Source organism: Nocardioides zeae, assembly GCF_010686755.1.
Taxonomy (GTDB): domain Bacteria; phylum Actinomycetota; class Actinomycetes; order Propionibacteriales; family Nocardioidaceae; genus Nocardioides; species Nocardioides zeae.
In genome coordinates this window covers 52,814-67,882 of the sequence record NZ_JAAGXA010000004.1, presented here as the reverse complement: position 1 = coordinate 67,882, position 15,069 = coordinate 52,814, and the positions used below count along the sequence as shown (strand labels likewise).

Annotated in this window: 14 protein-coding genes and 1 tRNA gene; 6 read left to right on the top strand and 9 right to left on the bottom strand. The window is 72.5% G+C overall.

The genetic code is table 11. The features are described from left to right. Positions 1–47: 47 nt before the first annotated feature. Entirely contained in the window at positions 48–902 is an 855-nt protein-coding gene (locus G3T38_RS06995; protein WP_163771393.1) for an SURF1 family cytochrome oxidase biogenesis protein, read from the top strand. Further along, positions 899–1,309, top strand: a complete 411-nt coding sequence (locus G3T38_RS06990) for a DUF3817 domain-containing protein (protein WP_206675812.1) — start codon at positions 899–901, stop codon at positions 1,307–1,309. Before G3T38_RS06995 ends, G3T38_RS06990 begins: the two co-directional genes overlap by 4 nt. Before the next feature lie 292 nt (positions 1,310–1,601). On the opposite strand, the gene G3T38_RS06985 is transcribed toward G3T38_RS06990, so the two are convergent. Beyond that, complete coding sequence (locus G3T38_RS06985; RefSeq protein ID WP_163771392.1) at positions 1,602–2,255, bottom strand: hypothetical protein; 654 nt, start codon at positions 2,253–2,255, stop codon at positions 1,602–1,604. Positions 2,256–2,407: 152 nt separating this feature from the next. On the opposite strand from G3T38_RS06985, the gene G3T38_RS06980 reads away from it, so the two are divergent. Next, the gene (locus G3T38_RS06980; protein ID WP_163771391.1) at positions 2,408–2,935 is read left to right on the top strand and encodes a peptidylprolyl isomerase; all 528 of its coding nucleotides are present in this window, start codon (positions 2,408–2,410) and stop codon (positions 2,933–2,935) included. Continuing rightward, positions 2,932–3,858 carry a rhomboid family intramembrane serine protease gene (locus G3T38_RS06975; protein ID WP_338037508.1) on the top strand — a complete coding sequence of 309 codons (927 nt, stop codon included), beginning with the start codon at positions 2,932–2,934 and terminating at the stop codon, positions 3,856–3,858. Before G3T38_RS06980 ends, G3T38_RS06975 begins: the two co-directional genes overlap by 4 nt. Positions 3,859–4,097: 239 nt before the next feature. Here G3T38_RS06975 and G3T38_RS22535 read toward each other — a convergent pair whose 3' ends face one another. Beyond that, on the bottom strand, positions 4,098–4,730 hold the full coding sequence (locus tag G3T38_RS22535) for a cell division protein CrgA (protein ID WP_338037507.1): 633 nt from the start codon (positions 4,728–4,730) through the stop codon (positions 4,098–4,100). 63 nt (positions 4,731–4,793) lie between these two features. On the opposite strand from G3T38_RS22535, the gene G3T38_RS06965 reads away from it, so the two are divergent. Further along, on the top strand, positions 4,794–5,570 hold the full coding sequence (locus G3T38_RS06965; protein ID WP_338037506.1) for a DUF881 domain-containing protein: 777 nt from the start codon (positions 4,794–4,796) through the stop codon (positions 5,568–5,570). A gap of 75 nt (positions 5,571–5,645) precedes the next feature. On the opposite strand, the gene pknB is transcribed toward G3T38_RS06965, so the two are convergent. The 7 genes from pknB to G3T38_RS06930 all read right to left on the bottom strand — a co-directional run bounded on the left by pknB (position 5,646) and on the right by G3T38_RS06930 (position 14,715). After that, a complete protein-coding gene (gene pknB, locus G3T38_RS06960; protein WP_163771390.1) occupies positions 5,646–7,409 on the bottom strand; it encodes a Stk1 family PASTA domain-containing Ser/Thr kinase in 1,764 nt (587 codons plus the stop codon). A 68-nt stretch (positions 7,410–7,477) separates the two neighbouring features. Then, positions 7,478–9,010, bottom strand: coding sequence for a serine/threonine-protein kinase (locus G3T38_RS06955; protein ID WP_163771389.1), 1,533 nt, complete (start codon positions 9,008–9,010; stop codon positions 7,478–7,480). A gap of 2 nt (positions 9,011–9,012) precedes the next feature. Then, positions 9,013–10,476, bottom strand: coding sequence for a penicillin-binding transpeptidase domain-containing protein (locus G3T38_RS06950; protein WP_163771388.1), 1,464 nt, complete (start codon positions 10,474–10,476; stop codon positions 9,013–9,015). Then, positions 10,473–11,879: an FtsW/RodA/SpoVE family cell cycle protein gene (locus G3T38_RS06945; RefSeq protein ID WP_163771387.1), complete on the bottom strand. Its 1,407-nt coding sequence runs from the start codon at positions 11,877–11,879 to the stop codon at positions 10,473–10,475. Before G3T38_RS06945 ends, G3T38_RS06950 begins: the two co-directional genes overlap by 4 nt. Beyond that, a complete protein-coding gene (locus G3T38_RS06940; RefSeq protein WP_338037505.1) occupies positions 11,879–13,519 on the bottom strand; it encodes a PP2C family protein-serine/threonine phosphatase in 1,641 nt (546 codons plus the stop codon). Before G3T38_RS06940 ends, G3T38_RS06945 begins: the two co-directional genes overlap by 1 nt. 6 nt (positions 13,520–13,525) lie before the next feature. Further along, positions 13,526–13,999 (bottom strand): FHA domain-containing protein FhaB/FipA, encoded by a 474-nt coding sequence (locus G3T38_RS06935; protein WP_163771386.1) that lies wholly within the window; start codon positions 13,997–13,999, stop codon positions 13,526–13,528. Beyond that, entirely contained in the window at positions 13,996–14,715 is a 720-nt protein-coding gene (locus G3T38_RS06930) for an FhaA domain-containing protein (RefSeq protein WP_163771385.1), read from the bottom strand. Before G3T38_RS06930 ends, G3T38_RS06935 begins: the two co-directional genes overlap by 4 nt. A 222-nt stretch (positions 14,716–14,937) precedes the next feature. Here G3T38_RS06930 and G3T38_RS06925 point away from each other — a divergent pair. Then, positions 14,938–15,021: transfer RNA gene (locus G3T38_RS06925), tRNA-Leu, on the top strand. Positions 15,022–15,069 lie beyond the last annotated feature (48 nt).

Genomic DNA, 15,069 nt, shown 5'->3' with positions numbered 1-15,069 from the left:
GGCGTCCGCGTCGCAGGCCCGGCCGAGCAGGTCCGTACTCTTGACCCGTGCCCCCGTCCCGCCTCCACCCGGTGCTGCGGCCACGGGTCTGGCCGCTCCACCTGATCGGCGTCGCCGCCGTGGTGGTGGCGCTGTCGCTGGGACTGTGGCAGTACGGCGCGTGGCAGGCCCACCGCGAGCGTGCGGCCGCCGAGGTGAGCACGCAGGACCCCGCGCCGCTGGCCGACCTCCTGGTGCCCGGCGAGGGGTTCCCGGGAACCGACGTCGGCGCTCCCGCCGAGGTCGAGGGCACGTGGCGCGACGACCTCACCTTCCTCGTCGACGACCGGCGTGTCGACGGTGTTGCGGGCAGCTGGGTGGTGACGCCCGTGGAGACGACGGACGGTGCCGGGGCCCTGCTGCCCGTCGTGCGCGGGTGGACCACCGACCCCGCCGCCGCCCCGGCGGCGGAGGGCACCGTCACCGGCGTGGGCTGGCTGCAGCCCGGTGAGGGCACGGGCGCGGTGGACGACGACCCGACCGACCGGGTGCTGCCCCAGCTGCGGCTCGCAGATGTCGTGCGGCTCGTCGACGCGGACATCTACCCGGGCTACCTGGTGCTCGACATCGACGGCGAGACCGGCGTCGCCGCGGACAACGCGGCCGCCGAGGGACTGCGCGCCGTGACGCCCGACCAGGTCCCCGAGGTCGCGCCCAACACGAGCCTGCGCAACCTGCTCTACGCCATCGAGTGGTGGGTCTTCGCCGCCTTCGCCGCCTTCGTGTGGTGGCGCTTCGCCCGCGACGAGGTCGAGAAGGCACGTGCGCTCGAGGAGGGGCCGGACGACGGCCCCGGGGGCGAGGAGGGCCACGCCGACCCGGCGGGGGACGCTCAGGAAGCGGCAGTAGCGTCCTCCCCGTGAGAGGAACCCTGCTCCGTTACCGCGTCATGGCCACGATCGTCGGCGTCCTGCTGGTCGTGCTGATCCTCGTCGGCGTCCCGCTGGCGAACTTCGACGGCTCGTCGATGTGGGGCTTCATCCCCAGCACCCCGGCGTGGGTCACCCCCGGCTCCGGGCCCCAGCAGCTCGGCGAGGACATCACGCACTACCTCGGCGTGGCGCACGGGTGGCTCTACATGATCTTCCTCGTCACCGCGTTCCTCCTGGCGCGCAAGGCGCTGTGGGAGCCGGGGTTCACCGTCGTCACGCTGCTCTGCGGCACCATCCCCCTGCTGTCCTTCTGGGCCGAGCACCGGGCGACGAAGCGGGTGCGCCGGGAGTACGCCGACGAGCTCGCCCCCCGCGCCACCGCAGGCCCGACGGCCTGACGCGCGCCGCGGCGTACGCGGTCGGTCGGGAAGGAAAACGCGGACGGGGCCGCGCGGCCGGGAAAGAAAACGCGGACCGGACGATCCCGCGCCTCGGCGTGTCGCGTCCCCGGGTCCGCGTTTTGTTTACCGAACGACCGCGGCCCGCCCCCCCCCGCGCCGCGGCGTGTCGCGCCCCGGGGCCCGCTTTTTCTTCCCCCCACGACCGCCGCCCGCGCACTTTCCTCCCCCGGGACGCTGAACGGCCGCCCCGATCGGATCGGGGCGGCCGTTCGTGCGGTGCGGGTCGGGCTCAGGCCTTGTCGTCGTTGATCTCGACGACCTCGGCCGGCTCGTCCGGCGTGGTCACGGGGTGCGGCTGCTCGGCCGAGTCGGCCAGCGCCTCGCCCGGGCCCGCGCCGCCGCTCTCGTCGGCCTGCGGGGCGTCGGGGTCGGCCGCAGCGGCCGGCTTCGTCGCCGGGTTGCTGGCCGGAGCCGGCGGTGGGGGCGGGGTGTAGGTCGACTGCCAGTTGTCGCCACCGCTGCTCGTCAGCTTCTTGACCGCGAACGCGGCACCGCCCGCGAGGAGCGTGAAGAGCACCAGCTTGCGCAGGCGTCCCTTCTTCTTCGGCGGGTCGCTCTGCAGGTCGGCGACCTTCGCCTCCGCCTTCTGCAGACCGGCGAGGGCCTTGGCCGCGGCCAGGTCCTTGCTGTCGATGACCTTGGCGCGGCCCTGCGCGACGTACGGCGCAGCCGCAGCCGCGGCGGCACCGGCGGTGGCCGCGGCCTTCGCCTTGCCGTCGGCGATGTGCGGGGCCGCCTTGTCGCGCGCCTCGGCGATCACCGGAGCCGACTTCTCCTTCGCGGCCTCGACCGCAGCCTCGATCTGGGGCCGCACGGAGTCAGCGAGGTCGCTCGCCTTCTCCTGTGCCTGCTCGAGGATCGTCTTCTTCTTCCGGAAGCCCATCACAGTCCTCTCTCGTCGCGTTCAACTCATTCGATCATGCCGTGCCAAGCGGGGTCGTACACCTGCGTCCCGCGTGGGGGCCGTTGCGTCTCCGTGGGAGCATGGCGTGGGCGGCGGAACGGCCGTCCGAGCAGACGAACGGAAAGGCTGACATGGCTGACCTCAAGGCCACCCTGAAGACGAACCGCGGCGACATCGTGGTGACCCTCTTCCCCAACCACGCGCCGAAGACGGTCGACAACTTCGTCGGGCTCGCCGAGGGCACGAAGGACTACAAGGACGACGCCGGTCGCAGCGGCGTGCCGTACTACGACGGCCTCGGCTTCCACCGCGTCATCGACGGCTTCATGATCCAGGGCGGCTGCCCCCTGGGCACGGGCACCGGCGGCCCGGGCTACACGTTCGACGACGAGATCCACCCCGAGCTCGTCTTCGACAAGCCCTACCTCCTCGCGATGGCCAACGCCGGCACCCGCATGGGCAAGGGCACCAACGGCTCGCAGTTCTTCATCACCACGACGCCGACCGCGTGGCTGAACCGCAAGCACACGATCTTCGGCGAGGTCGTCGACGAGGAGTCGAAGAAGGTCGTCGACGCCATCGGCACCACCAAGACCGCCGCCGGCGACCGCCCGGTCGAGCCGGTCGTCATCGAGTCGGTGGAGATCACCCGCTCGTGAACGACGTCCCGGCCGGGGTGCCGGTCTGCTACCGCCACCCCGGCCGGGAGTCGCACATCGCGTGCCAGCGCTGCGGGCGGCACATCTGCCCCGACTGCATGCGGGAGGCCTCCGTCGGCTTCCAGTGCCCCGACTGCGTCGCCGCCGGTCAGCGGAGCATCCGCCGACCGACGGCCCCCTTCGGGGGCGAACGTACGGCGCGGCCCGAGCTCACGTCGTACGTGCTGATCGCGCTCAACGCGGCCGTCTTCGTCGCCCTCCTCGCGGTGGGCGGCGCGAACAGCGCCCTCGGCCGCCTGCTCCTCCTGACGCCCCGCGGGGCGTGCGAGGCGGGCGGTGGGCAGGTGTACGTCGACATCTCCAACGCCACCACCTGCGGCTTCGCGCCCGGTGGCTCGTGGACCGAGGGCGTCACGACCGGCGCCTTCTGGCAGCTCGTGACGAGCGGGTTCTCGCACGTCGCGATCTGGCACATCGCGGGCAACATGCTCGCGCTCTACTTCCTCGGTCCGTTCGTCGAGCGGGTGACGGGTCGGTGGCGGTTCCTGGCGATCTACGCCGTGTCGCTGCTCGCCGGGTCGGCGGCCGTCATGTGGCTCTCCGAGCCCTACTCCTCGACGCTCGGTGCCTCCGGCGCGATCTTCGGGCTCATCGGCGCCGCGCTCGTCGTCGTGCTGCGCGTCGGCGGCGATCCCCGCCAGCTCGCGCTCTGGCTCGGCCTCAACGTGGTCATCACCGTGGCCGGCGGCAGCGGCATCTCCTGGCAGGGCCACCTCGGCGGCCTCCTGGGCGGCATCGCGGCAGCGAGCGTGATCGTGCTGGCTCCCCGCCGCAACCGGCTGTTGTGGCAGGCCAGCGGGCTGCTGGCCGTCGCCGCGGTCGTGATCGGACTGGTCGCGCTGCGCGTCGCCGAGCTCGTCTGAGGGCGAATGACACGCGTGTAAGTTCTCCACACTGTGGATAACTCCTGTGGATAACCGGGCGGCATGTTCCCCGGTCGACCGGGGAACACGCCGCTTCGCGCATCAACATTGATGGTCGAAGCGACACCTTCCCCGGTCGACCGGGGAAAGTGTCGGCCCGCCCACCCTCCACAAGGGGCGGAAATACGAACGACGCCGGCCCGCGGTGCGGGCCGGCGTCGTGGCGTGAGCGGGGTGGGCTACTCCCACTTGGTGGCGTAGGAGAACCCCACCGCCATGAACGCGATGCCGACGACGAGGTTCCACTGGCCGAGGGCGCCGAAGACCCAGATCGACGAGATGTCGTCGGCGAACAGGTAGAAGGTGCAGATCCACAGCAGGCCGATGCCGAAGCAGGCGAGCATGCCGACGACGACGCCGTTGCCGCGGCCGAGCGGGGTGGAGGGGTGCGCGCCGACGATGAGGCCGAGCAGGATCGCGCCGAAGCCGATCGCGTAGTTCCACAGCCCGAGCTCCCAGACCCAGCGCCGCGGCTGCTCGCCGTCGGGGATCAGGCTCCACTCGTCGAACGTGTCGAGGCCGAGGGACCGCCAGGTGAGCGCGATCCACGCGATGCCGGCGACGACGAGCAGCACCATGAGCACGAAGCGCACGCTGAGCAGCGGCGGACGTTCCCCGGCGAGCGGGTCGCGGCGGCTCTGCAGGCGACCGCGCAGCCCACCGGCAGCCGTCGCCTTCGCGGGCGTCCCGTCCTTGGCGGACGCCTTCGACTCCTTGGCGGACGCCTTCGACTCCTGGGCGGACGCCTTCGACGTGCCCGTGGTCTTCGACGTCTCCGAGGTGCTCTCGGGATCGGACTGGGACTTGCTCACGACATCTCCTCGCCGAACGACGCGGTCGTGCAGGTTCGCACGCCGCGGGCTAGCGTAGTCGCCGTGCCCCCCGGTCCTCACCCGAGCCCGCCGAGCGACGCGCCGCGCCCTCCGCGCGCGCGGTCCCGGTCGTGGCGCTGGGGCACGCCGGTGGTGCTGCTGCTCTCGGGCGGACTGTTCGTCACGAGCGCCCTCAGCAGCGACGGCACGGACCTCCGTCCGGGGCGCTACCAGGACCTGGCCGGCCTCGTCAGCAACGAGGCCGCGCAGGCGGAGGCGCTGACGGAGCGGGTCAACGACCTCGACCAGGAGGTCCAGGAGCTCTCCGAGGGGCTCGGCGACGCCCAGGTCGACGACCTGCAGAGCCAGGTGGACTCCCTGCGGGCCCCGGCGGGTCTCACCGAGGTGGCCGGCGCGGGCGTCACGATCACCCTGAGCGACGCGCCCCTGTCGGTGCGGGAGTCCTCCGACCTCAACCAGAACCTCCACGTCGTGCACCAGCAGGACATCCAGACGGTCGTCAACGCCCTCTGGGCGGGCGGTGCGGAGGCCATCACCATCCAGGGCCAGCGCATCGTCACCACGACGGGCATCAAGTGCCAGGGCAACGCGATCCTGCTCCAGGGCATCGCCTACCCGCAGCCGTACGTCATCTCCGCGATCGGCGACCCGAGCACCCTCGAGACCGCGATCGACGGCGACCCCACCATCGACACCTACCGCGAGCAGGCCGCCGACCCGCGCATCGCCGTCGGTTGGGAGATGGAGGAGGACGACGACCTCGTCGCGAGCGAGTACCGCGGCCTCCTCGACGTCCAGCTCGCCGAGCCGCTCGACTGACCTCCCACCCCGGTACGCCGCTGGGCCGCCCACGCACGAGCCCCCCGCCCGGATCGGGCGGGGGGCTCGCGTGCGCTACGGGATCAGTCCGCCGCCGGGATCGGGCTCCTCGGTGGTCGGGGGATCGGTCGCCGGCGGCTCGGTCGTCTCCGGGGGCGGCTCGGGTGCCCGGTAGGTGTTGTAGACGATCGTCACCGTGTCGCCCTGGCGGAGGGTGCGGCCCTCGGCCGGGGACTGGCGCACGACCTCGCCGAACGCCTTCGTCCGGTCCTCCGTGGGGATGGCGTCGGGCTCGAAGCCCTGGGCGCGGATGGCGGCCTCGGCCTCGGTGCGGGTGGACCCCACGACGTTCGGCACCTGCTTCGGGCCCAGCGAGACCTGCAGCGTGACGACGGTGCCGGGGGCGAACTCGCCGCCGTTGCCGCCCTCGGGGTCCATCGCGACGACGGTGCCCTTCTCCTCGTCGGAGGGGACGTCCTCGCACCGTGCGTCGAACTCGGCGAGCTGCGCCAGCGCCTCGTCGCACGTGTCGCCCGTGACGTCGGGCAGCATCACCGTCTCCGGGCCCGTGGAGACGATGAGGGTGATCGTCGTGCCGGGGTCCGCGAAGGTGTCGCCCGACGGGTCCGTGCCGATCACGAGCCCCTCCTCGACGGTGTCGCTGGTCTGCGACTCCACCTGGCCGGCGACGCGGAAGCCGGCGTCCGCCAGCTCCGTGCGGGCGACGTCCTGGGTCTCGCCCGCCACGTTCGGGATGGCCTTGTCGGTGGGCGGGTCCTCGAAGAGGTCGACCCGGTTGACGAACCACACCGCCACGAGGAGCAGCGCCACGAGGAGCGCGACGATGGCCGCGATCCACGGCCCGCGTCGTGGCCCGCGCTCCGGGGCGGCCGTCTCGGGCACGCGCCGCGTCGGCGGGGGTACGGCGGGGGTCGCGCCCGCGGTCGGCTGCTCGGCCTCGTCGGGGATGACCGGGGCCTGCACGGGCCGGCCCGCGAGGTAGCGCTCGATGTCGCTGCGCATCTGCGCGGCGCTCTGGTAGCGGTCCTCGACGCGCTTGGCGAGCGACTTCATGACGATCTGGTCGATCTCGGGCGCCAGCGTCGGGTCGAGCTCGGAGGGACGCTGCGCCTGCTCCCGCACGTGCTGGTAGGCCACCGCGACGGGGGAGTCGCCCACGAACGGCGGCCGACCCGTGAGCAGCTCGTAGAGCAGGCAGCCGGCCGAGTAGACGTCGGAGCGGGAGTCCACGACCTCGCCGCGGGCCTGCTCGGGCGAGAGGTACTGGGCCGTGCCGACGACCGCGGCCGTCTGCGTCATCGTCGACGAGGCCTCGGAGATGGCGCGGGCGATGCCGAAGTCCATCACCTTCACGTCGCCGCTCGGGGTGAGCATGACGTTCCCGGGCTTGATGTCGCGGTGGATGATGCCGGCGCGGTGGCTGTAGTCGAGCGCCGACAGCACGCCGCTCGTGATCTCCAGCGCGCGCTCCGGGAGGATCTTGCGCCCCTCGTGGAGCACGTCGCGCAGCGTGCGGCCCGCCACGAACTCCATGACGATGTACGGCTGCGCGACGCCGTCGTCGGAGATCTCCTCGCCCGTGTCGTAGGTCGACACGATCGAGGGGTGGTTGAGCGAGGCCGACGACTGTGCCTCGCGGCGGAAGCGCGCCTGGAAGGTCGCGTCGCTCGCCAGGTCGGTGCGCAGGCGCTTCACGGCCACGACGCGGCCGAGCCGCGTGTCGGTGCCCTTGCGCACCTCGGCCATGCCGCCACGGCCCAGCAGCCCACCGAGCTCGTAGCGCCCGCCCACCAGGGTCGGGCTGTCGGCGTCCGTCATCGCTCTCCCTCCGGGCCCGCCGCGGGGCGCGGGGGCGAGTACCTCGGGTCAGACACGGTCCGGCTTCCTCACGGTGCTTCGGTCGTGGCGGTGTCGGTCGGGACGGGCAGGGTCGGCTCGGTCTCGGTCGGCTGGGTCTCCGTGGGCTGGGTCTCCGTGGGCTCCGGGGACGGCTCGGGGCCCCAGAACTGGACGGTCACCGAGTCGCCCGCGGTCAGGCCCGTCGACGGGCTGATCTCGCTGACCGTGTTGGGCACCTGCGAGCCGTCGTTCTCGACCTCGTCCCGCGTGACCTCGAGGCCGAACTGGTCGCGCAGCTCGTCGCGCACCTCGTTGATGTTGCGACCCCGGTAGGAGTCCACGTCGAGGTCGAACGTCTCCGGCTCCGCCGAGGTGGTCTCGCTCGTGGGCTCCGAGGTGGTCGTCTCCGTGGTCGCCGAGCTGGTCGGCGGGGCGGACGAGGTCTCGCTGGGCGGCGCAGCCGGGTCGTCGTCGTCCCCGCCGCTCGTCGCGACGAAGATCCAGACGAGCGCGGCGACGAGCAGCAGCGCGAGGATGCCCGCCACCCACGGCAGCACCGGCGTCTTGCGGGGCTCGTCGGCACCGGCGGGCTCGGTCGTCTCCTCGGTGACGACGGCCGCGGCCCCGGTGGGCGGGAACGCGGTGGCGGCGGCCGCGGCGGCCGGGACCGCTGCACCCCCGAGCACCTGCGTGGCCTGGGTGGGGGCGGGCTCCGCCGCTGCGGCGGGCGCGGCAACTGACGAGGGGTCGCGCAGGGCGCGCGCGAGCTCCGCCCCGTCGGCGAACCGCTCCTCCGGCTTCTTGGCCATCGCGCGCCGTACGACGCTCGCGAGCCCCGGCGGCACGTTCCCCGGCAGGTCGGGCACGGGGTCGCGGAGGTGGGCCAGCGCGGTGGCCACGGCCGTCTCCGCGACGAAGGGACGGCGGCCGGCGAGGCACTCGAAGGCGACGACGCCGAGCGAGTAGACGTCGGCGGCCGGTCCGGCCGTCATGCCCTGCGCCTGCTCGGGCGAGATGTACTGCGGCGTGCCCATGACCATGCCGGTCTGGGTGAGCGCGAGCCCGTCGGCGGCGCGCGCGATGCCGAAGTCGGTGATCTTGACCGTGCGGTCCGGCGTGACCAGCAGGTTCGCGGGCTTCACGTCGCGGTGCACGATGCCGGCGCGGTGCGCGGCGCCGATGCCGTCGGCGGCCTGGGCCATGATGTCGACGACGATCGCCGGGTCCATCGGCTGGTCGGGACGCAGCAGCGCCGAGAGCGGCTGGCCGTCGACGAGCTCCATGACGAGGTACGGCCGCGTCGAGCCCGACCCGTCGGACGTCGCCGACTGGCCGAAGTCGAAGATGCCCGCGACGTTGGGGTGGAACAGCGCCGCGGCGTTGCGTGCCTCGGTCTCGAAGCGTCCGCGGAAGGTGGGGTCGTCGGCGTACTCGGCCTTGAGGATCTTGACCGCGACGACACGGCCGAGCACGGTGTCGGTCGCGCGCCACACCTCCCCCATGCCGCCGGTCGCGACGCGCGCGTCGAGGCGGTAGCGGCGCGCGTCGTCGGCGAAGCGCTCGGGGTTGTTCGGGTCCATCGTCACTCTCCCACTCCCAGTGCCTGCTCCATGACGGCCTTCGCGATGGGGCCGCCGAGGCCGCCACCGGAGATCGACACGTTCGGCGAGACGTTCTGCAGCATCACGGCGACGGCGACCTGTTGGCCGTCGCGCTCGCCGTACGACACGAACCAGGCGTACGGCCGGCAGCCGTCGCAGTTCTCCGCCGTACCGGTCTTGCCGCCCACCTCGACCCCGTCGATGCGGGCCTGGCGGGCGGTGCCCTGCTCGACGGTGTTGACCATCAGCTCCTGCAGGATCCCGGCGGTGCGCGAGGAGACGACCTCGGCCCGCTCCTCCGGCTCGTGGCGCGTGATGGTCTCGCCGTCGGGCGAGGTGACGCGGTCGATGAGGTACGGCTCCATCAGCACGCCGTCGTTGGCGATCGTGGCCGCGACCATCGCCATCTGCAGCGGCGTGGCGCGCACGTCCTGCTGACCGATGCCCGACTTCGCGAGGAGGTCGTCGGAGGCGTTGTCCGGGTACGCCGACGCGGCGGTGCCCGGGTAGTCCTCGGCCGGGTCCGCGTTGAACCCGAAGGCGTCGGCCACCTCGGTCATGCCCTCCTGGCCCTCCTCGACCGCCAGCTGCAGGAACGTCGTGTTGCACGACTGCTCCATCGCCTGGGTGAGGGAGACCGTGGTCTCGCCGCAGGAGCGCCCGCCGTTCGCGATCGACGTGCGGGTGCCCGGCAGCTGGTAGCTGCTGCCGCCCGGCACCTGCGTGTTCGCGTCGACGTCGGGGTGGTCCTCCAGGTACGCCGCGGCGGTGACCAGCTTGAACGTGGAGCCTGGCGGCAGGGTGGTCGCCACGGCCCGGTTGGTCAGCGGGTTCGCCTCGTCGTCGTAGAGCGCCTGGTAGTTCTCCTGGACCTGGTTGACGTCGCGCAGCGCCAGCTGGTTGGGGTCGAACGTCGGCAGCGAGACCGAGGCCAGGATCCGCCCCGTGCTCGGCTCGAGGGCCACGACGGCGCCCTGCACGTCGTCGCCCTGCGCCGCCAGCTGGTCGTAGGCGACCTGCTGCACGTCGGGGTCGATGGTGAGGCCGACGTTGCTGCCGGCCGGGTTGCGGTTGGCGAGCAGGTCGGAGAGCTGGTTGACGAAGAGGCTCGGGTCGTCGCCGGAGAGCACACGGTTCTGCGAGCGCTCGAGGCCCGAGGCGCCACCGAAGTAGAACCATCCGGTCATGTGCGCGTACGGGGCCGCCACCGGGTACTGCCGCTGGTAGAGGTAGCGGTCGTCCACGGGGACGCTGAGCGCGATCTCCGTGTCGCCCGCGAGGATCGAGCCGCGCTCGGCCGAGAAGCGGGCCTCCTGCACACGACGGTTCTCGGGCCGGTCGTTGAGCTCGCCGGAGCGGAAGAACTGCAGGTTCGTCGACTGCGCGAGCAGCGCGATGAAGAGGAGCATGCAGAACACGCCCACGGTGCGGATCGGCTTGTTCACGGCTTCACCACCTTGACCACCTGGGTGGCCTCGTCGGCGCCGGAGTCGTAGGTGCCGTAGGGCTCCTCGACGCCCGGCAGCGGACGACGGGCCTGGTCGGAGATGCGCAGCAGCAGCCCGACGAGCACCCAGTTGGCGACCAGGGAGGAGCCGCCGTAGGAGAGGAACGGGGTGGTCAGACCGGTCAGCGGGATGAGCGTGGTGACACCGCCGACGACGACGAAGACCTGCAGCGCGACGATCGTGGCGAGACCGGTCGCGACCAGCTTGCCGAAGCCGTCGCGGCAGACCAGGGCGGTCCGGAGGCCGCGCTCCACGATGATGGCGAACAGCAGGATGACGGCCATGACGCCCGTCAGCCCGAGCTCCTCGCCGATGGCGCCCATGATGAAGTCGGACTCGGCGAACGGGATGCGCCAGGGCTGCCCCTCGCCGAATCCGCGCCCGATCAGGCCGCCCCAGGCCATGCCGAACATCGACTCGACGAGCTGCCCGCTGCCGGGCGTGCGGTCGACGTAGTCGAAGGGGGAGAGCCAGATGTCGAAGCGGTTCCGCACGTGGCTGAAGGCCTGGTAGCCGAGGAAGGCACCGGCGACGAAGAGCGCGCCGCCCACGACGAGCCAGCCGGGGCGCTCGGTCGCGACGTACAGCAGCACCAGGAACATGCCGAAGAACATCAGCGACGAGCCGAGGTCGCGCTGGAAGACGAGGATCCCGAGGCTGACGAGCCACATGCCGAGGATCGGGCCGAGGTCGCGGCCGCGCGGCAGGTCCACGAACAGCAGCCGACGGCCCGCGAGCGCGAGCGCGTCGCGGTGCAGCACCAGGTAGCCCGCGAACGTGATGACGAGCAGCAGCTTGGCGATCTCGCCCGGCTGGAAGGAGAAGCCGGCGACGTTGATCCAGATGCGGGCGCCGCGCACCTCGTTGCCGATGATCGGCATCATCGGGAGCAGCAGCAGGCCGATCGCCAGCAGCCCCGACGTGTAGGTGTAGCGCTGCAGCACGCGGTGGTCGCGCAGCAGGGTGATCGTCACGATGAAGAGGACGACCCCGAGGGTCATCCAGATCAGCTGCTGGCGGGCGAAGTTGCTGTTGTTGGCCAGGTCGAGACGGTGGATCACCGCGAGGCCGAGCCCGTTGAGGGCGGCGACGACGGGGAGCAGGATCGGGTCGGCGTACTGCGCCGTCATGCGGATCGCCACGTGCGCGGCAATCATCAGCACGGCCAGCCAGCCCGTGTAGCCGATCATGTCGGGCGGGACCTCGCCCTGGATGCCGAGACCGACGGCCGCGTAGGCCCCGGCCCCGACGCCCAGCGCCAGGATCAGGAGGAAGAGCTCGGCGCCCCGGCGGGACCGGTGCACGAACTGGTCGGGGGAGGCGGAGGTGACCTGGGACATCAGTCGACCTCGCCCGACCCGCCGCGGGTGGACTGCAGCTCGGCGGTCGGCGCGGACGTGGGCCCGGAGGTGGGGGAGGACGGCATGTCCTCGGTCTCGTCGGGCGTCTGCCCCGGGCTCTCCTCGCCGGAGCCGTTGCCGCTCGTGCCCGCGGCCTCGGCGTCCTCCAGCGCCGTCGTCCAGCGGCGCTCGAACTCCTCCTTGGCGCTGTCGACGTCGTCGTGGACGGGCAGGCCCTCCTGGATGGCGTCGGCGAGGCGCGGGTTGACGGCCTCCACGTCCTCGATCGAGATGTCGGTGCCCTCGACGGCGTCCTGCAGCGAGAACCCGGCCAGGCTGTAGTCGAAGCCGCGGTAGACGACGACCTCGCCGTCCTGCACGCCGACGTAGTAGCGGCCCTGGAGGAAGCCGTAGCCCGCCCCGACCGCCGCGGCCAGGAGCCCGGCGACGACGACCAGCCAGAAGAAGCGCTTGACCCACACGAAGCGGCGCGGCGGCAGCGGTGCGTAGCGCGCGGCCTCGGGGTCGATGGGGTCGCTCGGTATGGCCCAGCCGACGTCCGGCGGGATCGTCGCCTGCACGGGCTCCATCTCGCCGGTGTCGCCGGAGCGGTGGCCCCGGAACAGGCCGGTGAGCCCGGTGGCGCGTCGCGGCAGGTCGGCCGCCGCGCCGACGAGGAGGGGCTCGGTCTCGACCGGCTGACGGGTGACGTCGGCGACGACGCAGGTCACGTTGTCGGTGCTGCCCGCCTCGAGGCTGGCCCGCACGAGCTCGATCGCCGCGAAGTCGGGGGTGCCGGAGCCGAGGATGTCGAGCAGGCGGTCGTCGTCGAGCACCCCGCACGCGCCGTCGCTGCACAGCAGCAGCCGGTCGCCCTCGGCGAGGTCGACCACGAACAGGTCGGGGTCGGTCTCGTGCACGCCGTCGAGGGCCTTGAGGATCAGGTTGCGGTGCGGGTGCGTGCGCGCCTCCGCCTCCGTGATCCGCCCCTCGTCGATGAGGCTCTGCACGAAGGTGTGGTCCTTCGTCAGCTGCGTGATCTCGCCGGACCGCACCAGGTAGGCGCGGCTGTCGCCCACGTGCGCGATCCCGAGCCGCGCGCCGTCGAAGACCGCGACCGTCGCCGTCGTGCTGGTGCCGTTGAGGCTCGGGTCGTCGTCGACGAGCTCGCCGATGCGGTTGTGGGCCCGCAGCAGGCCGCCCGCGACCTGGCCGAGCAGGTCGTCGGCCGGGCCGTCGTCCAGCTTGCGCAGCTGGCCGATGGCCGTGCTGGAGGCGACGTCGCCGCGGGCCGCGCCGCCGACACCGTCGCAGACGGCGAGGAGGTGGGGGCCGGCGTACCCGGAGTCCTGGTTGTCCTTGCGGACCCGCCCCACGTCGGAGACCGCGGAGAAGTCGAGGTGGAGGCCCACGCGGTCGCCGGGGACCGCCGGGACCTCGCCGGTGGTCTCGTTGGGCCCGATCTCCGTGTAGTCGATCGGCTCCTCGGCCTCCGGCTCGGCGGCGACGACGGGACGGGGCGCGGTGTCGTCGGGCGCCGGGGCGAAGGCCTGGTCCTCGGGCTGGTCCTCGGGGCGGATCGTCGGCACCTCGCGGGTGCTGTCGTCCTGCTCGTCGGGCCCGTCGGGAGTGCGCGTCACGGCTGCCTACTTCCTCAGCTCGAGAATGGTCTTGCCGATCCGCACCTGGGCGCCGAGCGTGAGGGTGGTCGGCTGCGAGATGCGGGCGGTGCCGACGTAGGTGCCGTTGGTGGACCCCAGGTCCTCGACGAACCACTGGTCGCCCGACTGCGCGATCCGGGCGTGGCGCGTCGAGACGTAGTCGTCGTCGAGCCGGATGGCCGCGTCGTTGCCGCGGCCGATGAGGATGGGGCGACCGTCGAGCTCGGCCCGCGCCCCCGCGTTCACGCCCTGCACGACGATGACGTGGGTGGGCGCCCCCCGTCGCCGCGGCGGCGGCTGCTTCGGCGCCTTGCCCTTCGGTCCGGACTTCGTCTTCGCCGTCGCCGGCACGCGGGTGCCGAACATGTCGGCGCGCACCACCGAGACCGCGGCCAGCACGAAGATCCAGAGGATCGCCAGGTAGCCGCACCGCAGCAGGAACAGGGTCAGCTCGCTCATCGGGCTCCCTCCGCCACCAGACGCACCGTCATCGTCGTGTTGCCGATCCGCACCACCGAGCCGTCGTCCAGCGGCGACTGCGCCACCTTCTGGCCGTCGACCAGCATGCCGTTGGTCGACCCGAGGTCCACCACCGACACCTGGAGGGGCCCGCCGTGCTGGCTGCTGCCCACCCGGAACTCGATGTGGCGACGGCTCACGCCCGGGTCGTTGATGCGCACGTCGGCGTCGGTGCCACGCCCCACCACCGCACCGGGCGGGGTGAGGGGGTGCCGGGTGCCGTTGATCTCGAGGTACGCCGTCGCGCGACCCACCTGCGTGTTCGTCGCGTTGCTCGTGACCTTCGCCTGGGCGCGGCTCCGCACGCGGAGGCGCCCGGTGGGCAGGTCCTCGGCGACCTCGAAGCTGATCTGCACCGGCCCCGGGAACACGTAGGACTGCGCGTCGGCGTGGTCGCGGAGGCTGTCGGCCATCTCCTGCGACAGCGTCGTCGCGTAGGGGCCCAGCCGGTCCAGGTCGGTGCGCGAGAGCTCGACGTGGAAGTCGTTGGGCACGAGACGCCGGTCGCGGCTCAGGATCTGGGCGTTGTTGTCGACCTCGCGCTGCAGCGCCGCCGAGATCTCGACGGGCTGGACGGCGCTGCGGAAGGCACGGGCGAACACGCCGGAGATCATGGACTCCAGACGGCTCTCGAAACGCTGGAAGCCTCCGCTCATCACCCACCTCCTCCACCACGCCCGTCGGGCGGGACCACTCGTCGTCCGTCGGTCTGCTCGCGGCGTGCGGGCACGCAGCCGCCCCCGCGCTCGGTGGCGGGTGGTGCCGATCGTAACCATGGCGGGGTGGCGACGACGTCTCCCACGGCGGTGGGGCCTGATCGGGCCGTGTGCTCGGTTTGGGGATCGGTGGGGGCCTGGGATACCTTTCACCGGCATCACGCGCGAGTGGCGGAATAGGCAGACGCGCACGGTTCAGGTCCGTGTGCCCGAAAGGGCGTGGGGGTTCAACTCCCCCCTCGCGCACGTGAGACGAAGGGCCCCGGTCGACGACCGGGGCCCTTCGTGCTTCCC